Consider the following 23,300-nt stretch of genomic DNA (forward strand, 5'->3'; position numbering starts at 1 on the left):
AAATGAAAATTATTGCCGAAACCTCATGGCATCACCAGGGAGACTTTGAATTTCTAAAAAAGCTTGTTTCTGAAATTGAGCGGCATGCCAATGCCACCGATATCATAAAACTGCATGTTACGCTTGATTTAAAGGAATATATGGCGGAAGACCACCCACTTTTCGATAGCACACGGAAATGTATGTTTGGAAAATTGCAATGGAAAGAAATCATAGAACGAATCCTCTATAGCGATAAAGAGTTGATGCTTCTTTTCAATGATACCAAAGCCGTAGAATTTGGGATGGCGTTCAACCCGACTCATGTTGAGATTCATTCGGTATGTCTCAATGATATTAAATTGCTGGATGCCTTAAAACAGCACTTGACCAGGGAAACCAAAGTCGTCTTAGGTGTAGGAGGTTCGTCACTTTACGAAATTGAAAATGCCATAAATATACTTCAGCATCGAAATATCGTGCTTATGTTTGGTTTCCAGAATTTCCCGACAAAATACGAAGATATTAATTTTGCCAAAATGCGCAAAATAATGAAACTGTTTCCAGAATTTCAATTTGGCTATGCTGACCATACTGCTTGGAATGAGCCCAATAATATATTGATTACATTGCTTGGTGCTGCACTATGTATGGATTACGTGGAAAAACATGTTACAATTGCCTATGGCGAAGAACGTATTGACTGGTCGGCGGCAGTAAGTATCGATATGTTTAACGAAATTAAGGAGAAAATGGATCTTATTGAGGCGTGTAATGGTGATGGGTTACTACGCCTTAATAAAGGTGAACAGGATTATTCGATTTTTGGCCCAATGAAAAAAGCCGCTATGCTAAAAAAAGATTTAAAGGCAGGTCAGGAGTTGGAGAGAGATATGCTTACCTTCAGACGTACAGGGCAGATTTCTGATCTTTCACAGGTCGAGGCTATTGAGAGTATTGGTAAAGTGGTAAACTGCGATTTAAGAAAGAACCAAGTTCTTTTAGGCTCCCATATTGAAAAAGGAAACAATTAATGAAAACGGGCTTTCTTATAATCGGCAGACTGAAATCAACACGATTACCCAAAAAACTTCTACTCGATATTCAAGGACGTCCCATATTGGCGCATATGTTTGACAGAATAAAACAATGTAAACGTATTAATGAGATCATTCTCTGCACTTCAACCAATCCTCAGGATGATCCCCTGAAGGATTTGGCAAAACAGGAAAATATTTCTATATTCCGAGGAGATGAAAATGATGTGGTAAAGCGTCTTTATGATGCAGCCATGCATTTTAACCTTGATTATATAACGAATATTACTGCTGATTGCCCTTTTGTGGATCATGTTTATACGGATAAGGTCGTCGAGGCTTATGAAAAGACTGGCGCAGATCTTATTCGAGCTCTAGAATTACCCCATGGTGCATTCTGTTATGGCATCAAACCTGATGCCTTGAAAAAGGTTATTGAAATAAAGGATAGTAATGATACCGAAGTCTGGGGGCGATACTTTACCGATACTGGACTGTTTGATGTGTTTGATTTGCCAATTACAATTCCTTTGCATCGAAAAAATAAATTGCGAATGACATTGGATTATCCTGAAGATTATGAATTTTTTAAAAAAGTTTTTGAAGCCCTTTATATACCTGACAAAATTTTCAGCTTGGATGAAATTATCAATTATTTGGAGTCTCATCCTGAGGTTGTTGCAATAAATAATGAGGCTGAAAAAAGATTTAAAGCAAGATGGACAAAACAATCCAATATTCAATTAAAAAAGCGATTTTCAGTGAAAAATGTGGCAATTTTAGGGTCCGGTTCCATTGGACAGCGTCATATTAAAAATTTACAAAACCTGGGTATTAAAAACATTTGTGCACTACGTACACGCGAAGGCCATTTTCAGAAACTTGAAAAGCAATGCAAGGTCCACGAAGTCGATACATGGGAAGATTTACTGGAATTCAAACCTGATGTTGCTATAATTTCCAACCCAACAAGTATGCACGTACAAACTGCCAAAAAAATAATTCCGCATGTACAAGGCATATATATCGAAAAGCCGCTTTCCCATTCGCTGGATGGCGTTGATGATCTGCTTGATATGTTAAAGAAATACAGAGTTACTTCTTTTGTCGGATTTAATTTAAGATTTCATCCAGTTATAATAAAGTGTCATGAATTGATTGATAATTATAAGTTTGGTGAACCTATCTTATTCCAATGCCAGATTGGTCAATATCTGCCTCATTGGCATCCCTACGAAAATTATCAAAAAGGATATTATGCAAGAAAGGACTTGGGCGGTGGGGTTACATTGACTATGATTCATGAAATAGATATGGCCCTTAGTTTCTTGGGGCCGGCTGAGGCGGTAAGTTGTTTTTTAAATCAATATAATCAGTTCAAGATTGAAGTGGATTCCATTTCTGATATTATGATTCGCCATAAATCAGGTACTGTCAGTCAAATACATTTGGATTATGTTCAGCAGAATACAAATCGATGCGGCATATTATCATTTGAGCGTGGCTGGATAAAATATGATTTGATTAATCAGGGAATTATTTATTGTACTGCAGAAATGGATAAACCTGAAAAAGTATTGGAAAATTTTAAGTCAGATTCAAATATTTCCTATATGTCTGAAATGAAGAGTTTCCTTGATTTTACGGAGCAGTGTCTTTTAAGACATGACCACGATGCTTGGAGTTCTATAGGAAGTCAAAAGGTTGCAAATGCTGCCTTGCAATCATCAAAAAATAATTGTGTTGTAAATAACGACTAAACAAAGAAAATTAAAATGGGTTAATTACAGGAGATATAAATGATTAGTGAACAATATAGTTTGACAGGCAAAACAGCATTGGTTGTGGGCGGTCGTGGTTACCTTGGACGTCGGTTTTGCTTAGCTCTTCAAGAAGCTGAAGCTATTGTTTATGCTGCTGATTTGCCGGAAATTTCCAAAGCTGCCGCTACAGATACCAATACAATTCAGGTGTCAGGTATAAGAAATCTTACCATCGATGTTACAAACGAACAGTCTGTAACATCAATGATTGAAGACATTAAAAAAGACGTAAAGTCAATTGATATTCTTGTGTATAGTGTTACTGCAAAACCAGATGATTTTTACTATCCTTTTACTGAATGTTCTTTGGAAGGTTGGCAAAAAATTCTCAGGGTAGAACTGGATGGCTTATTCCTGGTAACAAATAGAGTCGGTTCAGTAATGGAAAACGCTGGGCAGGGAAGTATTATTTTCATATCGTCTATATATGGTGTGGTTGGTAACGATCAGCGTATTTATAAAAGGGCTAATCTTGATAATTTATATGGCAGCACGGATGTTAAAAAATTTGATCAAATTTATGCTCATGCAGGATATGCAGCATCAAAAGGCGCCGTTATTTCAATGACCCGTTTCCTTGCAGCTTATTGGGGAGGGAAAGGCATTCGTGTTAATTGTATAACACCTGGTGGAATAGAGCATCCAGGTGAAAATAAAGCTTTTGTTGAAACTTATTCAAATAGAGTGCCCCTCGGTCGTAAAGCAAAACCGGAAGAGATCAGCTCAAGTATCATCTATCTTGCATCAGATGCTTCAAGTTATGTTACCGGGCATAATCTTATCATAGATGGAGGGTGGACAATTTGGTAACTGAAGTTTATGTCGCCAGATGAAAAATCGAATCAGGTTTCAAGTAAATCAAGCAGGACATTGGCAGCAGCAGAAGCCAAACCCGCACCGCGTATGCGGTGATAAATCACATCAACTTTTCCATAATGACTGTCTCTATTATCTGGATCTATGGCACACGACTCGAAAGCATTTTCGAGCGTCGGCATAAAGTTAAAGGGCGTAACAGTTTCTCCTTCTCAGATTTGAGACATATCATTGCCAAGATCGCGTTGAGCGATGATTTTAATCTCGTTTGCGACAAAAAACAAAAACTCCCACGCAAATCTTTCGTGGACGCACTATTGCGCATGGACGGGTGGTCAAACAGTGCACAATTTCGGTAAAAATTCAGTAAAAATACTGCGACGCTTGAAATGGAATGTTGACCATATCTTTTGGAAAATAAAGACAGGCATTCTGTTATTTTTCAGAAATATTCATTATGATATTTTTAAACCATATTGGATCAATCCGGAATTAATTGTTTTGTCTTTGATCCCGGACCATCTGTCATCTGATCCGGATAAAAGAACAAAGCCTGTGCATGACATAGGAAGAATTGCGGATGGTGACTGGGATTTAAAGACTATGCCGTTTGAGGAACTTGATGTTTTTCAGTCATTCAAAGCTCACTTTATAAATGGAGTAAACTGGAATGATACGGAGTTATACACAAGAATAGCATCCTATTTTAAAAGAGGCAGTGTTAGAAGCGGATGCGCCAATATCGATGAATTCAATCAAAAATTAAATGATTATGAAAATTTATATCAAAATATTTTAAAAAATGGTTATCGTTTACAAACGAAAATTAAATCCTCAGGTCCTTTTGGAAATGAGGATGAAATTATCGTCCATATAGCCAGAGACGGCGATTATATTTTTGCTAATGGCAGACATCGATTAGCGGTTGCCAAGCTTTTAGGCATTGATAGTGTCGCCGTAAAGGTGGGGAAAAGACATAAAAAATGGGTGGAATTTCGTAAAGAGGTTTTATCGTATGCCGAGGCGAATGGAGGTTCAGTCTATTATCCAATAATGCATCATGACCTGCAGGATATTCCTTCAGTACATGGTTGGACGGCAATGAAGCTGATAGAGCCTTATATTAAAAAAAATGAGGGTACTATGCTGGATATCGGCGCTCATTGGGGTTTTTTTTGTCATAACTTTGAAAAAGCGGGATATAAATGCACAGCCGTCGAGAATGACCCTGAAAATCTTTATTTTTTAAAAAAATTACACCGAGCGGGGAATTGCAGGTTTAAAGTTTTAGAAACCGGAATACTAGATATAAATCTTGAAAAAAAATATGATGCGGTAGTTGCCTTTAATGTTTTCCATAGTTTTCTTAAAGAAAAAAGGTTATATGATCGATTTGTCTTATTTTTAGAAAAATTAAATTGTACCATGCTGTTTTTTCAATCATTTCCAGATGCTGATGTTAAAAAAAGCATAAAAGAATATTATATGAATTATTCTGAAATGGAATTCGTTAATTTTATCAAGGAAAAAGGAAATTTTTCAAAAGCCGTGCTTATAGATAATGCTAATGGCAGCGGTATTTACAAGTTTGAACATTAATTTAAGGAGAATATATGCTGAGAGTTGGAATTAATGGTTTCGGAAGAATCGGACGCGCAATATTTCGGATTAATATGGAAAAAAAGTTGTTTAATGTTGTTGAAATTAACGATGTTAATCCAAGCATAGATAATATGGCCTATCTTTTAAAATATGATTCTATTTATGGGAGACTTGCAAATAGTATTAAAGGTTGTGGCGATGGAATCTGTGTGGATGATAATGCGCCGATCAGGATTTATCACGAGGAAGCCATTGATGGAGTGAAGTGGGAAAAACATGATATTGATGTAGTAATTGACGCGAGTGGCATCAATGCGAACCTGCAACTTGCCCGCAAGTTAAAGGCGCGCGGGATAAAAAATTGTGTGGTAACCCACTCTCCTGATGATGTAGATATCACAATTATTCTTGGAGTTAACGAAGATAAGCTTGATTCTAAAAAAAATTTTCTTATCTCAAGCAGCATCTGTGATGCTAATGCGTTCTCTCCGGTGATGAATGTTCTGCACAGAGAATTTGGTATTGAACATGGATTTCTGACCACATTGCATCCCTGGCTGGGATTTCAAAATCTTCTTGACGGCCCCTCACGGTCATTTGCTTATCCCGGAACGATTCATAAATATTTTGCCCTTGGAAGAGCGTCAACCGAGGCGCTTATTCCCAAAACAACTTCATGCATAACAGCTTCATCCAAGGTGCTTGATTTCCTTGATGACAAGTTTCAGTCTCTTTCTTATAGAGTTCCCACTCCAATAGTTTCTTCTGCCGATATTTCGGTAAAATTGACTAAAACTGTAACAAAGGAATCAATTATTCAGCTTTTTGAGGAAGAAGCAGCAAAACAAACCTTTAAGATTTTTCGTAATAATTTAGAGCCGTTGATTTCCAAAGATTTTACCGGTTCAGCATATTCCACAATCCTTGATCACAGGTGGACGGATGTTAACAAGTTTAACTATGTAAAACTGATTTTGTGGTACGACAACGAGTGGGGTTATTCTTCACGAGTTGTGGATTTAGTAGCTTTTTTAGAAGGATTGTATAAAAATAATGAATAAAGATCCGCTTATCATTCTAATAGGAGGCGCATCCGGCACCGGTAAATCGACCTTATCAAAAAATCTTTCCGAAAGGCTGAATATTATTCATCGGCTAGGAACAGGTTTTGTTCGTGAAATACTACGTTCACAAATTAACATGCAAGATAATCCCTATATGTTCGGTTTTACTTTTGAACCTTGTGGATTTAAAGATCCTGTCGAAAAATTTGTTAAACAGTCTTCATATATGAAAGATGCAATTTCAGCCTGTATTGACCGCGCATATGATGAAGGCACATCCCTGATTATCGAAGGCGCGCATATAATTCCCGGACTTATACAGAATAAGAGAATCAGTTTAACTGTTTTACTTTATAATCCTTATCTTGATTTACATTTTAAAATGATCAATGGGCCGACTCATTTTAAACGTGTTATATCAGATGACAATTTTGCAATCAGCCGTAAAATTCAGGATTGGCTTTTGGCAGAAGCCGAAAAGTATAATGTTCCGGTGCTGCAAAGCAGCAATGGCGCCAAGGTTCTTGATGAGATCGTGAAACTCTGTCCAGGGTATTAATAATATGATTATTAGGGAAGCAATTACTGAAAAGCAAAGCGTCGTTTTTTACCTTGACAATTCACCTGATTGTTCAGGGTTAGAGCAAATTGATGTGTCAGGTTATCAAAAATGTATAGTTATTTGTGATGAATATCTGGAAAAAACATGGTGGCCGATATTAAGAGAAAAACTTGAGAAAAGAATCAACATATCTCATGTTGAATATTTATCAGCCTCAGAATCGTCAAAAAGTTTGGAATCATATGTTAAACTGGTTGATATTCTGGCAAAATTTCAATGCAGCAGGGATGACCTTATTGTAGCTGTCGGGGGCGGCACAATTCTTGATGTTGCTGCGTTCCTGGCATCTACTTATATGCGCGGAATTGCAATGCTTATGCTTCCTACCACGCTTATAGGTCAGGCCGATGCATCAACAGCAGGCAAAACTTGTTTAAACGCAGGCTATTCCAAAAATCTTTTAGGCACTCTTTATTTGCCTGCTTATGTTTATAATAATGCAGCTATACTTAATACGAATTCATCTTATGACCTTAGACAGGGATTTTCTGAAATTTTTAAGTATGCCCTATTAGGGTCCCACAAGTTATTAATTTTGCTTAAAGAATACAATAGAACACCCGACAACGACAAGTTGCTTGAAATAATAAAGGAAACCATAAAAGTCAGGATGATGATTCGCAAGAAAGACCCCCTGGCAAGTAATTTCGGACATACTTTCGGCCATGCTTTTGAGAAATATTCTGATTTTGCAGTAGGGCATGGGGATGCCATAGCTGTTGGAATTGCCATGGCTTTGGAGCTTAGTGTTATTAAAAAAATAATTTCTGAAAAATTGAAAAATGAAATATTTAGCTTGATGCGCGAATTAAAGCTTAACAATAAAGTGGAAAAAGGTATTGATCCTGAAAAAATAACCGAAATTATGCTTAAAGATAAAAAATCATCCAATACTGCTATTAGATTGGTACTGATTGAGGATATTGCCAAGCCGTTTGAAACCTCCGGCAGTCCTTTTTATTCGGTTAATCCAACATATATGCAAAATTTTTTGTCTGAAATTTTGCATAACGAAATGTATTTTCAAAAAAATCATTGGGCTGAATTACGCAAAGGTATTTGACGAATGAGATTTAAAGACAAGATTTTTGTTGTTACCGGAGGCGGAACAGGTATCGGCAGTTGTATTGCAAAAGATTTGTGTGCTGAAGGTGGTATAGTAAATATTCTTGGGAGACGCTCCCGGGAACTGGAAAAGATAAAAAATCAAACAGCCGGCAAAACTGTATGCCAAGGTAAAATAATACCTTATACTTGTGATATATCATCTGCAGAACAGGTTAATAAAATTTTCGACGCTATTCTCAAAACAACAGGTCCTGTTAATGGTTTGGTTAATAATGCCGGAGTCAATCCTTCCCGTACTGATATTATTAACACAGATGTAACAGCCTGGAAGAATACGCTGGATATTAATTTAAGTGGAGCTTTTAATTGTTCAAAAGCCGCTGTAAAACAAATGCTGTTGAGTGGAATGGGCAGTATTGTAAACATATCTTCAATAGCAGGGATCAGCGCAATGCAAAACAGAACCGCTTATTCAGCAAGTAAAGCCGGTTTAATAGGCTTTGCCAGGGCAATGGCTATTGATTTTGCAAAAAATCAAATCAGGGTGAATTGTGTGTGCCCCGGATATATTGAAACTAATCTTGTCAGAGAATATCTGAAAAGTTTAAATAAAGAGGAATTCGACAGCCTTGTAAATGCTCACCCATTAAAAAGGTTAGGCTCTGCAAAAGATATTTCACAAGCAGTTTTATTTTTGTTATCCAGTGCTGCGAATTGGATTACAGGCGCTGTATTACCTGTTGATGGCGGCTACAGCATGGGCAAGGAGTGTTGAATTAATGATAAAAACCGCTATTATTTTAGCTGCCGGCATAGGCGTACGTTTGCGTCCATTGACTCTTGATACTCCAAAATGCCTGATTGCGATTGATGATAAATCTATCCTTGATTATCAATTGAAACTTTTGATCAAGATGGGGATTACAAATATTATAATTGTTACCGGTTACTTAAGTGATAAAATTGCAGATCATATAAAAAATCATCATTATGATAACAAGGTTAATATTCATATAGTATTTAATGATCGATATAAAGAGACCGGCAGTTGTTATTCTTTGCTGCTATGCAGAGAACTGATCAGGGGTAAGGGTTATATCCATATAAATTCCGATTCTTATTTTTCGATTGCGGCGCTGAAAAATCTTTTGGCAAGTAAGCAGCCGAATGTAATGCTTACATCTTTGCCTCTGATTCAGGACGAAGATATTGTTCGCTTTGAGTGTAACCATGACCGGAAAATTACAAAAATAGGAAGACCATGGTATATCCCTGAACCGGCAGGTTATCTGGTTGGGCCGGTAAAATTTTCTTCACAAGGAGCGGCGATTTTTTTAGATATAATAGAAAAACGGATCGAAAAAGAGATTATGAATGACACATGTTATCTTTTTTTAAATGAAGTAATTGATAAGATTAACCTGTTCAGTCTTGATGTAGGTAGTGAGAAGTGGTTTGAAATAGATACCCTTGATGATCTGGAAAGAGCAAAAAAAATACTGGTATAGATTAAAAAAATGGAAAATTCAACATCCGAAACAAAGCAGTCTCAAATATTTAATAATTTTAAAAACAAGGTTCCGAAAAGAAAAAATCTGTTTGAAGCATTTTATAATTTTTTAGCTTCCCTGGTGACGCCCCTCTTTCTCAACACTTCCTGGACACCGAATCAAATAACTATTATTTCAGGAGTTTTCGGTATAGCAGGAGCTGCGTTGCTGATTTTTCAAGGCCATTTTTTTTTAATTACGGCTGGAATATGCATCCAGATTTTTACTATTTTGGATCTTGTTGACGGTAATATTGCCAGAGCTAAAAAGATGCAATCTGATTTTGGAGCATGGCTGGATGCTTTTTTTGACAAGCTTAATGACTTTCTCATAATCACAGGTTTAACTATTGGAGCTTATCGTTCAGTCGGCAGTATTCACGTTTTAATTTTAGGAATGTGCCTGATGGGGTTTGTGTTTTATATTCAGTATATTATGACATGGAGTAAGATGCAGATAATTTGTGCGGAAATTGCCGAAAAGAGTAATCCGGGATCTGCGCAACAGCATCGTAAAATGAATGATTCCGCGGCAATAGTATCTGCGTTAAAATTTATTTTTCAGCATGCAAAGCTTGGGCATTGTGCGTTTCTTTTTTTGGTTTCTTTTTTTGCGTTTTGCAATTCTTTATATTTAGGCCTCTGTTTTCTGGTTATCCATGCATTTATAACTCTGACTGCTTTAGTTACGCTTAATTTTTTACGATTGAGGAGGCAATAGGGATACTGTGAATCGTAAACCATTACGAATTTTGGACATCTTTCATATCACTGCAAAAGTACTTTACACTTTTTTTAAAAAATAAACCTATCTGTGTTTATCTGTGTGCATCTGTGTTCTATTGTTCTTTTAAAAGTATCAACGACAAATGAAGGATGCCGAATTTTGGGGCTTGGTTCTAATTTCGGCCATACACTGAGCTATAATAAAATTTGAAAACCTCTGGAACTCGCTACGCTCAAACAGCCAGAAATTTTCAAATTTCACCATAGCTCAGCTTTGATATCTGATGGCCGATGTTATGACCAACCCCGAATTTTGTAATAATTGAAGCGCATGTTGAATATCATAAAAAAAAACAGGATATTATATTTTTTATATCCTTTTGTTGCCCGATACAAATATATAGTTGTGATGATATTGATTACCACTGTTGTATCGGCATTCCTGGAAGGATTATCAATCGGGCTCCTTGTCCCTTTCCTCAGGTCTTTATCAGGAATCAGCGCCGAAACGTATGATTCTTCATTGATGTCATATGTTAATACTTTTTTTTTAAAATTTCCTGAACACGACAGAATACTTTATATTTCCGCCTTTATTTTTTTGGCGATAATTTTAAAAAATGGAATTTACTATATATCAAAGATTTTTATTGCATATTTAAATACAAAATTAGCCTTTGATATACGCAGCAAACTTCTTTCATTATTTATCAATGTACGTCTTTCTTTTTTTATGCAGCATAAGGCAGCCGATCTTACTGATCGTATAAATCTGCAAGTACATTATTGTGGCACTGCTGTACAGAATATACTCCTTCTTATTTCATCTGCCATAGTCACTCTCGCGTATATCTTTTTAATGATATTTATCTCCTTCTACATAACCTTGATCGCCAGCGCCGTGATTTTTGGAATTTTTGTTTTTCTTCGTTATCTTACCTCATCGGTCAGGCGTTATGGAACCCAGTCAGCGGATTCAATCGGCGCGATGTCTGCAAGGATCGGGGAGATGATAATGGGTATCGCCACAGTAAAAATGTTCGGCCGCGAAAAACATGAAACAAACCGCGCAAGCGAACTTCTTGCTATCATACGGGACAGTCAGTATAAATCTTTAAATTGGGAAGCCACTATACAACCTTTAAGCGAAATTTTTATTACAGCCACTATATTGATTTTAATTATTGCATCGATTTTTTTTATTAGCCAACCGCCTGATTTTGCACTGTTGATTACTTTCCTGTTTCTTCTTTCACGGCTTAATTCAAAAGCTTCAATTATAAGTTCATTATTCGCCAAGACAAGGAGTCAGTTGGGATATGTGGATCGTGTTATAAGTATTTATCAGGATATGAAAAGCCAAATATTCAATAATGGAACTTATGAAATTAAAAAAATAGATGACAGTATTTTTTTAAATAATATAACTTTTTATTATCCGGGTTCACACCAAGCTGTCTTTGAAAAGAGTACCCTTAAAGTGCGGAAGGGTGAAAAAATTGCTATTATCGGCCCATCCGGTTCAGGAAAGTCAACTATGATCAATCTTCTATTAAGATTTTATGATCCTGATAAGGGTTCTGTTTTTATAGACGGAAAGAATCTGACTGATTTAGAGATAGCTTCTTACCGGCGCAGGATAGCAATTGTAAGCCAGGATATATTTTTATTTCATGATACTGTCAGGAATAATATTGCCTATGGCGCAGACAATACAAGTAATGAAGATATAGTTGTGGCTTGCAAACAGGCCTTTGCTCATGATTTTATCATTTCCCTTGAACATGGGTATGATACAGTTATTGCCGACCGCGGGATGAAACTATCCGGCGGACAAAAGCAGAGAATAGCCATAGCAAGAGCAATTTTAAAAGACCCCGATATTCTGATTCTGGATGAAGCGACCAGCGGGCTGGATAAACAGACTGAGATCCAGGTTCAAGAATCGCTGGAAAAGCTTGCTATAGATCGAACTGTAATTATAATTACACACCGTTTAAAGGCGCTTAAAAAAGTAGATAAAGTTTACGAGATAAAAGATGGTAAATTTATTTTAAAAGGATAAAAAGTGAAAAATTTCTTTATTGAATCAGATTATAATCACGAAGAAGTTGATCGTCAATGCATTGAAATATATAATATTCTTCATGAAGCATACCAAAGATGTCAAACTTATGGCGGGCCGTATTTGAATTTGGCGGGCCTTTTTTTTCATGAACTGATTTTCATTTTTTCATCAGCTCTGTTCAGAAACAGGTTTTATAAGAAGGATTGGGATGGTCAAGCGTATGTAAAGAGTGATTTTGATATTTTAGAAAATCCATATTTTGGTTATAGAAAGCATAAAAAATTGACCCTGGATTCATTTAAAGTCAGGTATCGGAAAAAAATTTTAACCAAGTTAAGCCTGTTAACCGGAAAACCGGATTGGACGATAGGCTTTTTAAACCCAAGTTTAAATTTTAAAAAATTTTGTGTTAGAGTGTTATGTAATAGAATATCAATTCTGTTCCCTGAGAATATTTTAATAGATCTTCCAAATATAGAAAAACAAAAAAAAATAATAGAAGATACTATTGCCGATTTATATAATGATTTCAATATATGCGGGAATCAGGATAAAATTATTTCAAGGATGAATAAGACTCTTGAAAAAATTATCAGCCCCAACGTTCCCAAACCGGATTATTCATTATTATTGACCGGTACTTTAGGGAAATTGAACATGAAAATTTTAGCTGCAAATGCCCTTTCAAAAGATATCCCGGTAGTATGTATGGCGCATGGCAATGAATGCGGCACGGCAGATCATCCAAATGTCGCTTATAATGACAGGAGCTACTCCAGTCATTATATCGGTTATGGCAAGGCCGGTCTTTTGGAAATTAATCAGGCTAATTTCCTTAATACATTACACGGAAAACAACCAGTATATTTTGAAGGAAATTCTCAAACAATTAGAAAAGCTTATGATAAAAGGCCAATATTGCCTTTATCTAAAATAGAATCGCCTGAAATCGCATATGTTCCGCTTAAATTATTAGGCTTTAACCGTTTGCCGTTTTTAAACATTCCGGATGAGCATTATATAAAGTGGCAGCAGTATCTGTTTAAGGTGTTTCCGGAAATGACATTCAAGAAACATCCCAAGCAGATTATAGAGCATCAACTTAATGAGGTTAAATCCATATCTGAACGTCTTGAAGACTGTCTTGACCGGTTTGATATTTTTATGCTTGATTTTGCTTTAAGCACAGCCTTTGCCAATATTGCGGCAACTTCAAAACCAGTAATATATTTTAATATAGGACAGGGACGGATGACTCCCAAGGCTGAAGAAATTATTCGCCGGCGTTGTATCTGGATTGATGTTGATTATAAAAATCCAGGTGATATTCTTGAAAAAATCGAATCTCAAAAGGATAAACAGTGTTATAATGCTTATACTGAACTTTTTTCTCTTGCTGATCATGCTGAAACAAGAGAGCAGACAGCAGTGAGGGTAATAAAGGAGATATTGGATTCCTGATGACCTGCAAAACATAACTTTTATGATGTTGTAAAAAGGCTCTTTGATCGAATGCCGAATAAACCTAAAAAAATAATTCTCTTCGTAGGAAAACTGGGAGGAGGAGGAGCTGAAAGGCGGATTGTTTATCTCGCCAATTATTTTCATGCAAAAGGATATAATGTTATCATCGCTCTTTCCAGAATCACAGGCAATTATCTGGATGACTTAAATCCTGATGTCAAGGTTGTTTGCCAGTCCATGAATATTAAAATGGGGCCGCTCACTCCGATAATTTTAACATTGCATACACTTTGGCTTTTATTTAAAGAAAGACCGGATGTACTTTTTTCTACTTTATTTCATAATAATAAAATATTACTTCCTATTTCCTTTATTATAAAAAAAGCAGGAACAAAGTTATTTGTTGGAGTAGTTAACAATCCTGAAAAAAAATTTAAAGTACAGCTTAAAGCCAAAATTTTTATTGCGAAATGGTACCCCAAGGCAGATCTGGTAATCACAAATTCGAATGGGATTAAAAGATCTATGATGAATTATTTTAAAATATCATCGTCTAAAATTTGTGTAATTAATAATGGCATTGATATTGATGCCATTCATAAGAAGATGCTACAAAATGCGGCAATTCCCAAAATCCCATCAACACATGGGCGGCTGGTTTATGTCGGGCGATTATCACCGCAAAAGGGATTGAATGATCTCTTACTGACATTAAAATATCTCAATGCTATCAAGCCATGTTCTTTGTTGATTATTGGCGAAGGAAGCGAGTTGTCTATGCTGCATGATTTAACTGATAAACTTGGGTTGCAGGATGCCATTCACTTTTTGGGCCAGGTAAAAAATCCTTATCCCTATATATACTCATCTGAAATTTTGATTTTATCATCACACTATGAAGGATTCCCTAATGTTATTCTGGAGGCAATGATTTGCGGAGTACCCGTAATATCAACAGATGCACCTTATGGACCTAATGAAATCATCAAGGACGGCTGGAATGGTTTTTTAACGCGGGTTGGAGATTGGCAACAAATGGCTGACAAAATTTTGCAGGTACTTGGAGATGATAATATCAGGCAATCTTTTATCTGCAATGGGGAAAAAAGAATTGTAAAGCATTTTAATCTCGAAAAAATGTGCGAACGGTATGAAAAAGCTTTTTTTAGCTGGAAGGAAAATACAGATGAAAAATAGGATCCTCCATTTCATCTATACCCTTCAGGGCGGCGGGGCCGAGAAGCAGTTAAAATACCTTCTTAATACAATGGATACTGATCGGTTTCTTAATGCAGTCTGCTGCGGCAACACTGAAGGAACGGATGACCTTGCTACTGGTGTTGAAATCTTCGAGATTCCAGGAAAATTCCGCTTTGACCTTAGATGGAGACGGATATTTAAATGCATTAAATCGTGGCGGCCTGATATTATTCATAACTGGCTGCCTAATGGGTTATGGCCGAGTTTGATACCGTCCTGGTTTTCCGGCACTCCCTGCTATGTTGCGTCATATAGAAATTATTATAAGATTAATCGGTTGCAGGATGCCATTGAAACTGCAGGGTTCTGTTTAAGTAATAGAATCGTGTCTAATTCCGGCTCTATGGGATTTCCATACAAGAACATTTTTGCTTTAAAAAAAGGGGTTGTTATACCTAACGGTGTCGATCTGGCTCATATTGGCTGCCTGGAATCATTCGATATTTCCAGGCTCGGAATTGATAATCAAAAACCGGTGATCCTTTATGCAGGAAGACTTGTAGAACATAAAAATATTCAGGTACTGCTAAATGCTGTTTCTTTATTAAAAGATGAAGGGATTGCTATAACGCTTTTGCTTTGCGGAACAGGAAATTATTCAAATAATCTGCAACAAATATCTCATAAACTTGGCATAAAAAATCAGGTTCTCTTTGCTGGATATCGTGATGATGTGTTAAGGATTATGAAAAGTTGCGATATGCTGTTACTGCCCTCTTTTTATGAGGGAATGCCTAACGTTGTTTTTGAAGCAATGGCGACAGGTATTCCTGTGATTGCAAGTGACATCAAAGCGCATAATAAGTGGATAACACATAAAAAAACCGGACTTCTTTTTTGTCCGAATGACCACCAGGATCTTGCTGATAATATTAAACAAATTTTAAACGAGCCTGAAACAACAAAAAAGAAGCGTCTTGCCGCCGCTCGCAGCATCGTAAACAAATTGAGCCTTATTAAAATGGCAGGGGCTTATGAAGCTTTTTATAAAGATTGTTTAAAAACGGCTCATTAACAAACGAATATATGAAAATAATTCACGTTGTTGCTTCACTGGATCCCGCACAGGGCGGCCCTGCCAGGAGCATGCCCAGTCTTGCCGCGGCCCAGGCAAAACTTGGGCATGATGTAACTCTATTTTATAATGCAGCGCCTGGTCGCATGGAGGATATTAAAGTTGCGACCGCCTCAATTCCTCATTTTGACCTTGTCAACACTGTAACCTGCCCTCAGCCTGACGGCCTGGAAAAATTGACTGGAAACAGAGCCGGACGCATATTTAAAACCATCCTGGATAAAAATGCTGTTATCCATATCCATGGCTTATGGCTTCCGATTTTACAAAAAGCCGCATCACTTTCAATAAAGCAGGGAGCTAAATATATCATTGCTCCAAGGGGCATGCTGAATCCCTGGAGTTTGAATCAAAAAAGCTGGAAAAAAAGATTGGCATTGCATTTAGTCTGGAGGCGTATTTTAAATCATGCCTTTTTTCTGCATGTGCTGAATGCTGATGAGAAAAAATTTATCACGTCTCTTAACCTTAACTGTCCTATGGAAATAATTCCAAACGGAATTTTTCCGGAAGAATTAAATAATCTTCCTCCTGAAAACAGATTCTACAATTTTTTTCCAAGGATAAAGAATAGGCCTTATATCCTTTTTTTGGGCAGGCTGCATGAAATGAAAGGCCTTGATTATCTTGCGGAAGCATTTAACGAATTTGTTAAAAAGAATAATGATGTAGATCTGGTGGTCGCCGGCCCCGATGAAGGCGCAAGGGATAATTTTGAGAAACAGATTGATCATTATGGCATAAAAAAAAGAGTACATCTGGTGGGGCCTCTTTATGGAGTAAAAAAATATGCGGCTTTTGTTGATGCAAAATGTTTTTGCCAGCCAAGCCGGGAGGAGGGTTTCAGCATGGCCTCAGCGGAAGCAATGGGATGCGGTCTGCCGGTTGTTATTTCAAAAAATTGCCATTTCCCCGAAGTTGCAGAGGCTGGAGCGGGGGAGGTTGTCGATCTTGATGCAAAAGCAATCAGCAGGGCTTTGCACAGGGTTTTGGGCAATGAAGATGAAAGAGTGAAAATGGGTGAAGTAGCACAAAAGTTGGTTCTTTCTCGTTTTACCTGGCCGAATATAGCCAAAGGGACTATTGCTGCCTATAAACGTGGATCTGCGAATAAATAGCGATCTCGGTGGGATATATGATAATTCAGGAGCGTAGTGCTTGAGACTCGATTTGTTTGACAATACAGACGTTTTTACAAGGGGCAGGCCCGCCTGGGTAGAGATGGTATGGCTGGTGGTGCAGGCCTTTTTTGTAAATTCATGGATTCCGGGTTCTCTTCATAGAATCTTTTTTTTGCGTATTTTTGGAGCCAAAATAGGAAAAGGGGTAGTTATCAAACCCGGAGTCAGGGTGAAATTTCCCTGGCGTCTTGCGATAGGAGATTATTCCTGGATTGGAGAAGATGTTTGGATAGATAATCTGGCCCAGGTAAATATAGGCAATCACTGTTGCATTTCTCAGGATGTTTATATTTGTACCGGCAACCATGATTGGGAAAATGAGAGATTCAGCCTTATATCAAGCCCTGTTACAGTGAAGGATAAGGTCTGGCTCTGCGCTAAATCTGTAGTAGGGCCAGGCATTATGGTGAATGAGGGCGCTGTGCTGGGACTTTCAAGCCTTGCAGTTAATGACCTTAATCCATGGTCTGTTTATAAAGGGGTCCCCGCAAAATTGTCCAGTAAAAGAAACAAACAGGCTTGATTTTAATAAGAGCCCCTGTTTTTATTATAAATTTGGTATTAATATGCTGGTCGTAATTTTATGAAAATATCAGTAATCACTGTTTGCCGTAATGCTGAGGCCACAATCTCGGACACGTTATTTTCCGTGCAGGAACAGTCTTATAACAATATTGAACATATTCTGATTGACGGAGCTTCTTCTGATGGAACTGCAGATATAATTCGCAAGCATGAAAGACGGCTGGCTTACTGGGTCTCCGAGCCGGATCAAGGAATCTATGATGCCATGAACAAAGGAATTCAGCAGGCTACAGGTGATCTGGTCGGGTTTTTGAATGCCGATGATATATTTGCAAATAATATGGTGTTGGAATGGATTGCCAAAGCTTTCTCGGAGAGAGATATAAGCGCTTGTTATGGTGACCTTATTTATGTTGACCATACAGACTTAAGCCGGGTAGTGCGCTATTACAGGAGCAAATATTTTACTCCCGCAAGGATTGCATGCGGAGTCATGCCTGCCCATCCGACTCTTTATCTAAAAAATGATATTTTTAAAAAATTTGGTCTTTTTAAAACAGATTACCGTATTGCGGCGGATTTTGAATTTATTGCCAGGATATTCGGCAAGCAGATGATTAAGTTTCACTATATCCCCAGAGTGTTGGTAAAAATGAGAATGGGCGGGATAAGCACCAGGAGTATAAAAAGTAATTTTATTCTAAATCAAGAGATATTTAGAGCCTGTTGTGAAAATAATATCCCGACAAGCTTGTTCAAGGTTTATTCAAAGTATTTTAGAAAGATTTTTGAGTTGGTACAGAGGTGAGACTTTTTGTAAAAATCTCAAACGGCATTTTATGAACATACTTGTAACCGGCGCTAATGGTTTTATAGGACAGGCATTGTGCGCAAGATTATGCGCCGATGCCCGGCACGTGCGAGGCGCTGTCAGATCGCCGCAAAAAGCGGAAACCCTTCCAAAAAAAGTATCTCCGGTTATAGTAAAATCAATCGGGCCTCAAACCGACTGGTCTGAAGCCCTGACCGGCATCGACACGGTGGTTCATCTTGCTGCGCGGGCGCATGTGCTGAAAGATGCGGCCGCAGATCCTCTTACAGCATTTCGGGAGGTAAACCTTAAAGGCACGGCGCGTCTTGCCGGGATGGCGGCGCAGTCCGGTGTAAGGCGCTTTATTTATATGAGTTCAGTCAAGGCCTGCGGTGAAAACAGGGGATTGCCATATTCCGAAGATGATCAGCCTGAGCCTCAAGATCCATATGGTATCAGCAAATGGGAAGCAGAGCAGGCCCTGCATGAAATTTCAGAAAAGACAGGCATGGAGGTTGTTGTTATCAGACCGCCGCTGGTATACGGGCCCGGCATAAAAGCCAATTTTTTAAGTCTTTTCAAAATTATTGAACGGGGCATTCCTTTACCATTGGCAGGTGTTGAAAACCGTCGCAGTTTAATCTACCTGGAAAATCTGGTTGACGCTGTTTTAAAATGCATTCTTCATCCAAAAGCATCCGGGAAGACTTATTTTGTGAGTGACGGGGTCGATCTTTCAACCCCTGAACTGATCAGGAAGATTGCCGCTGCTATGGGGAAGCCGGCGCGCCTTTTTTACTCACCCTCTTTTTTGCTGAAAGCGGCAGGAATGTTTTCAGGCAAATCCGGGCAGGTTGACCGCCTTACAGGATCACTTACGGTTGACAGTGATAAAATCCAAAGGGCATTAGGGTGGAAAGCAAATTATACTATTGACCAGGGACTATCAGAAACTGCAAAGTGGTATTTAAAAATAAAGGATGCTTAAACCATGCAGAAATTACCCATTGGGATATCCACATTCAAAGAGATTCGGAAAAAGTATGGATATTATGTCGATAAAACTTTGCTTTTAAAAAAACTGGTTGATAATGGAAAATATTATTTTATGGCGCGCCCGCGGCGGTTTGGCAAGAGTTTGTTTATTGATACGCTGAAGCAGGCTTTTTTAGCCGAAAAAAAATATTTCAAGGGTTTGTTTTTAGAGCAAAACTGGGATTGGGCACAGAAATATCCGGTTATTCATATCAGTTTTGGGGCGGGTGTGATTCAATCCGCCCGGCACTTGAATGAAGTGATAAACTATAACATGGATAAACACTATGCTGTTTATAAAATAACCAACCGATATAAATCGCCTGACATAAAATTTCATGAATTAATTAAAATTCTGCATGAGAAATACCAGCAGCAGGTCGTTATCCTGATAGATGAGTATGATAAACCGATTCTTGACAATATTACTGAAACAGGTATTGCCCTGGAGATCAGGGAAGGTCTGAAAAATTTATACTCGGTTATAAAAGATTGTGATGAATTCCTGAAATTTGTTTTTTTTACCGGCGTAAGCAAGTTTTCAAAGGTGAGTCTTTTCAGCGGTCTTAATAACTTGACCGATATTACCCTGGATCACCGGTATGCCACCCTGTGCGGTTATACCCATCCTGAGCTGATTCATACTTTTAAAGATCGGCTGGACGGGGTCGATCAGGACAAGATAAAGCTTTGGTATGATGGTTACAGTTTTTTGGGAGAGACTGTTTATAATCCTTATGATATTCTTCTTTACCTGGATTCCGGGGTTTATAAAAATTACTGGTTTGAAACAGCAACGCCTTCATTTCTGATTAAGCTGATCCGGGAGAGAAAATATTTTGTGCCCAGGATAGAAGATATAAAAGCTACTGAAACTCTTTTAAGCAGTTTTGATGTTGATGTTATTGAGCTGGAAACACTTTTGTTTCAGACCGGTTATTTAACTATTACAGGCAGAAGGCAGGTTGGTGCGAGGGAAATATATGAACTGGGCTATCCCAACCTGGAAGTAAAAATGAGTTTAACCGATTATATTTTGCATTACCTGCTAAAAGAAACCTCAAATAAAGAAGATAACAAAATAGCCATATATGAAGCTTTGGTGGAAGCTGATTTTGACAAGCTGCAAACTGTTTTTCATTCCCTGTTCGCTTCAATTCCTTATAACTGGTATGTTAATAATGATCTTGATAAATACGAAGGCTATTATGCCTCTATCTTTTATTGCTATTTTGCGGCCTTGGGGATTGACGTAAAACCTGAAGATCCCACCAATCATGGCCGAATTGATTTAACTATTAAATTAGACAGGCATATTTATCTGATTGAATTCAAAGTGATTGAATTGGATCAAAACAAAAATAAGGCCCTGGCACAGATTAAAACAAAAAAGTATTTTGAAAAATATCAGGCATTGCTCCATTCTGATGACTATAAAATATTCCTGGTCGGCGTTGACTTCAGCAGAAATGAAAAAAATATTGTTGGTTTTGAGTGGGAACGGCTGAAAAACTCTTTTTCAGCCTTGTTAAATAAGAATGGGTTTTAATAATTTTATTGCATCATTTTAATATGTTACGATATATAGAACTATCCGGAATTAACAATGCCGATTTTTTAAAACGAATAACAATGTAACCCGTTGTTTTCATAAGGGTTTAACAATGAAATTTCCATACGGTATCAGTGATTTTCAAAAGCTTGTTACAAAGGGTTATTTTTACTGTGACAGAACAGACAAAATACCCTTGCTTGAAAAATCGGATTTCCAGTTGTTCATCCGTCCCAGGCGTTTTGGCAAGAGCCTTGTTCTTTCCATGCTGGAGAACTACTATGATGTGGCGAAAAAGGATGAGTTTGAAAAAATTTTTGGGGGATTGAAGATTGGGAAGAATCCAACTGATCTGCGTAATTCATATTTTATTTTAAGATTCGATTTTTCATGTGTTGATCCCACAGGCAGCTCTGAAGATGTCAAAAAGACATGCCGTTGTTTATGATGTTTTAATCGAATTTAAGTTTGTAACCCTGAAAGATGCCGGCATAACCGGTACGCAGGCAAAAAAGCTTTCTGAAAAACGCATTACCCGGAATTCCCCGAATCCGGCAGGAGCTGGATAACGGTACAAAACAGGTTATTGATTACGGGGAAAAACTTGAATCAAGGCATAAAAACCTGCGTCTCCTAAAATTTGTAGTTGTTGCTCTTGGTTTTGAAAGAATTTGTTTTAAAAGAGTGGACGGATAAAAACAACTAAATCTTGAAATAGCTTTGCAGGTTCGGGTTTGGTTCTGACTCCTGGATTCTTTAAAAGGCAAACCCTGGATGCAAAAAATCATTTTCCTGATATGAAAAAAACAGATATTATTTTTTACCTTGCGGCTCTTGTCTCAGGGGGAGCAGGCGCTTGGGTAATGGCGATTTATGGCAACAAAATCGGGTTTTCCGATAATCCTGGTGAGCGGAGTTCACATAAAAATGTAACACCTAAAGGCGGCGGAATAGGTATTCTGGCCGCTTTTTTATTTTTTTCGGTCGTATTCAATATTGTGTGGACTTTCTGGGTGCCGGCGCTGATTATTTCATTGGTCAGTTTTTGGGGGGACAGATCCGATATCCGGCCGGTATTCAGATTGATCGTTCAGTTTTCAGCAGCCATTATGCTTGTATCCGGAATATGGGGAAGCGATCAAAACCCGATACATGCTTATTTATTACTTTTATTCTGTGCCATATTTATTGCGGGAACTGCCAATTGTTACAATTTCATGGATGGGATTAACGGAATCGCGGGAATTACAGGCCTGGCCGGATTCGGGTTGTTATCATTTTATGCTTTCAGGATTGGAGCAAATCCTGATTATATCAAACTCTCTCTTTGCATGGCTTTTGGCTGCCTTGGATTCCTGCCTTTTAATATACCGAATGCCAGGGTATTCATGGGAGATGTTGGGAGTGTTCTGCTTGGTTTTGTGTTTTCGGGATTGATGGTCGTATTTTGCAGGAATTGGCTTGATTTTTTTGTGATGACTGCATTTCTTTTACCGTTTTATGCCGACGGTCTTACTACCATGGCAATAAGGTTTGTCGATGGTGAAAATCTCAGCAAGCCCCATCGCCGCCACCTTTACCAGATTCTGGCCAATGAAGGCGGCATGCGGCATTGGAAGGTGTCTGCCGGATACGGATTTATTCAGCTTTTTATTGGAATTTCCATAATTTCACTCTGCAATAAATATGGTCCGGCTGTAATATTGCTGCTTGTTCTTTATTTTGCCCTTTTTGCATATTTTTCTTGTTTCATTCGAAGAAAAATGGTGCATTTAATTTCATGGCCAGGCTTTAAATCAGATCAAAGATAAAAAATATTTTGAAAAATATCAGGAAATGAACAAGGAAGTTTATCTCTTCGGGGTTGAATTTACCAACCGGAATGTTGGGGACTGGTTGCTTGAGAAAATGCGCCTATGAAAGCCCACCTTAAAAAAATATAGGAGATATACGGTTAGACACATAAGTGGAGACAAAAAACTTAGAAAACAGCTTATGCAGATAGAAAAGAAGGTTGAAATTGTCAAGAGTGTACCCCTTGAC

Annotated in this window: 22 protein-coding genes; all 22 read left to right on the plus strand. The window is 37.8% G+C overall.

Annotated features, from left to right (window positions below):
• The first annotated feature begins 2 nt into the window (after window positions 1-2).
• Window positions 3-1,013 (plus strand): N-acetylneuraminate synthase family protein, encoded by a 1,011-nt coding sequence (locus BuS5_RS11835; RefSeq protein WP_027353037.1) that lies wholly within the window; start codon window positions 3-5, stop codon window positions 1,011-1,013.
• Window positions 1,013-2,776, plus strand: a complete 1,764-nt coding sequence (locus tag BuS5_RS11840) for a cytidylyltransferase domain-containing protein (RefSeq protein WP_051374585.1) — start codon at window positions 1,013-1,015, stop codon at window positions 2,774-2,776. The genes BuS5_RS11835 and BuS5_RS11840 overlap by 1 nt, the downstream gene beginning before the upstream one ends.
• Window positions 2,777-2,815: 39 nt before the next feature.
• On the plus strand, window positions 2,816-3,649 hold the full coding sequence (locus BuS5_RS11845) for an SDR family oxidoreductase (RefSeq protein ID WP_027353038.1): 834 nt from the start codon (window positions 2,816-2,818) through the stop codon (window positions 3,647-3,649).
• Between the two features lie 348 nt (window positions 3,650-3,997).
• Window positions 3,998-5,254, plus strand: a complete 1,257-nt coding sequence (locus tag BuS5_RS11850) for a methyltransferase domain-containing protein (RefSeq protein ID WP_027353039.1) — start codon at window positions 3,998-4,000, stop codon at window positions 5,252-5,254.
• Between the two features lie 14 nt (window positions 5,255-5,268).
• Window positions 5,269-6,318 (plus strand): type I glyceraldehyde-3-phosphate dehydrogenase, encoded by a 1,050-nt coding sequence (locus BuS5_RS11855; protein WP_027353040.1) that lies wholly within the window; start codon window positions 5,269-5,271, stop codon window positions 6,316-6,318.
• A complete protein-coding gene (locus BuS5_RS11860) occupies window positions 6,311-6,880 on the plus strand; it encodes an AAA family ATPase (RefSeq protein WP_027353041.1) in 570 nt (189 codons plus the stop codon). The genes BuS5_RS11855 and BuS5_RS11860 overlap by 8 nt, the downstream gene beginning before the upstream one ends.
• Window positions 6,881-6,884: 4 nt before the next feature.
• Window positions 6,885-8,006, plus strand: a complete 1,122-nt coding sequence (locus BuS5_RS11865) for a 3-dehydroquinate synthase (protein WP_027353042.1) — start codon at window positions 6,885-6,887, stop codon at window positions 8,004-8,006.
• Window positions 8,007-8,009: 3 nt separating this feature from the next.
• Window positions 8,010-8,786: an SDR family NAD(P)-dependent oxidoreductase gene (locus tag BuS5_RS11870; protein WP_027353043.1), complete on the plus strand. Its 777-nt coding sequence runs from the start codon at window positions 8,010-8,012 to the stop codon at window positions 8,784-8,786.
• A gap of 4 nt (window positions 8,787-8,790) precedes the next feature.
• Complete coding sequence (locus BuS5_RS11875; RefSeq protein WP_027353044.1) at window positions 8,791-9,519, plus strand: phosphocholine cytidylyltransferase family protein; 729 nt, start codon at window positions 8,791-8,793, stop codon at window positions 9,517-9,519.
• 9 nt (window positions 9,520-9,528) lie between these two features.
• A complete protein-coding gene (locus tag BuS5_RS11880) occupies window positions 9,529-10,281 on the plus strand; it encodes a CDP-alcohol phosphatidyltransferase family protein (RefSeq protein WP_027353045.1) in 753 nt (250 codons plus the stop codon).
• A gap of 336 nt (window positions 10,282-10,617) precedes the next feature.
• A complete protein-coding gene (locus tag BuS5_RS11885) occupies window positions 10,618-12,351 on the plus strand; it encodes an ABC transporter ATP-binding protein (RefSeq protein WP_027353046.1) in 1,734 nt (577 codons plus the stop codon).
• 3 nt (window positions 12,352-12,354) lie between these two features.
• Window positions 12,355-13,815 (plus strand): hypothetical protein, encoded by a 1,461-nt coding sequence (locus tag BuS5_RS11890; protein ID WP_027353047.1) that lies wholly within the window; start codon window positions 12,355-12,357, stop codon window positions 13,813-13,815.
• A 51-nt stretch (window positions 13,816-13,866) separates the two neighbouring features.
• On the plus strand, window positions 13,867-15,015 hold the full coding sequence (locus tag BuS5_RS11895) for a glycosyltransferase (RefSeq protein WP_027353048.1): 1,149 nt from the start codon (window positions 13,867-13,869) through the stop codon (window positions 15,013-15,015).
• Window positions 15,005-16,093 (plus strand): glycosyltransferase, encoded by a 1,089-nt coding sequence (locus BuS5_RS11900; protein ID WP_027353049.1) that lies wholly within the window; start codon window positions 15,005-15,007, stop codon window positions 16,091-16,093. Before BuS5_RS11895 ends, BuS5_RS11900 begins: the two co-directional genes overlap by 11 nt.
• 11 nt (window positions 16,094-16,104) lie before the next feature.
• Window positions 16,105-17,271, plus strand: coding sequence for a glycosyltransferase (locus tag BuS5_RS11905; protein ID WP_027353050.1), 1,167 nt, complete (start codon window positions 16,105-16,107; stop codon window positions 17,269-17,271).
• Window positions 17,272-17,311: 40 nt separating this feature from the next.
• On the plus strand, window positions 17,312-17,857 hold the full coding sequence (locus tag BuS5_RS11910) for a WcaF family extracellular polysaccharide biosynthesis acetyltransferase (protein ID WP_027353051.1): 546 nt from the start codon (window positions 17,312-17,314) through the stop codon (window positions 17,855-17,857).
• A 60-nt stretch (window positions 17,858-17,917) separates the two neighbouring features.
• Window positions 17,918-18,667, plus strand: a complete 750-nt coding sequence (locus tag BuS5_RS11915) for a glycosyltransferase family 2 protein (protein WP_027353052.1) — start codon at window positions 17,918-17,920, stop codon at window positions 18,665-18,667.
• A 31-nt stretch (window positions 18,668-18,698) separates the two neighbouring features.
• Entirely contained in the window at window positions 18,699-19,658 is a 960-nt protein-coding gene (locus BuS5_RS11920) for a UDP-glucose 4-epimerase family protein (protein WP_027353053.1), read from the plus strand.
• 3 nt (window positions 19,659-19,661) lie between these two features.
• Entirely contained in the window at window positions 19,662-21,254 is a 1,593-nt protein-coding gene (locus BuS5_RS11925) for an ATP-binding protein (protein ID WP_027353054.1), read from the plus strand.
• 115 nt (window positions 21,255-21,369) lie between these two features.
• Entirely contained in the window at window positions 21,370-21,705 is a 336-nt protein-coding gene (locus BuS5_RS11930; RefSeq protein ID WP_027353055.1) for an AAA family ATPase, read from the plus strand.
• The gene (locus BuS5_RS11935; RefSeq protein WP_157487315.1) at window positions 21,677-21,826 is read left to right on the plus strand and encodes a hypothetical protein; all 150 of its coding nucleotides are present in this window, start codon (window positions 21,677-21,679) and stop codon (window positions 21,824-21,826) included. The genes BuS5_RS11930 and BuS5_RS11935 overlap by 29 nt, the downstream gene beginning before the upstream one ends.
• Before the next feature lie 165 nt (window positions 21,827-21,991).
• Complete coding sequence (locus BuS5_RS11940; RefSeq protein WP_232223012.1) at window positions 21,992-23,068, plus strand: MraY family glycosyltransferase; 1,077 nt, start codon at window positions 21,992-21,994, stop codon at window positions 23,066-23,068.
• Window positions 23,069-23,300 lie beyond the last annotated feature (232 nt).

The sequence above is a fragment of the Desulfosarcina sp. BuS5 genome (genome assembly GCF_028752835.1).
In the GTDB taxonomy this organism is placed as follows: domain Bacteria; phylum Desulfobacterota; class Desulfobacteria; order Desulfobacterales; family BuS5; genus BuS5.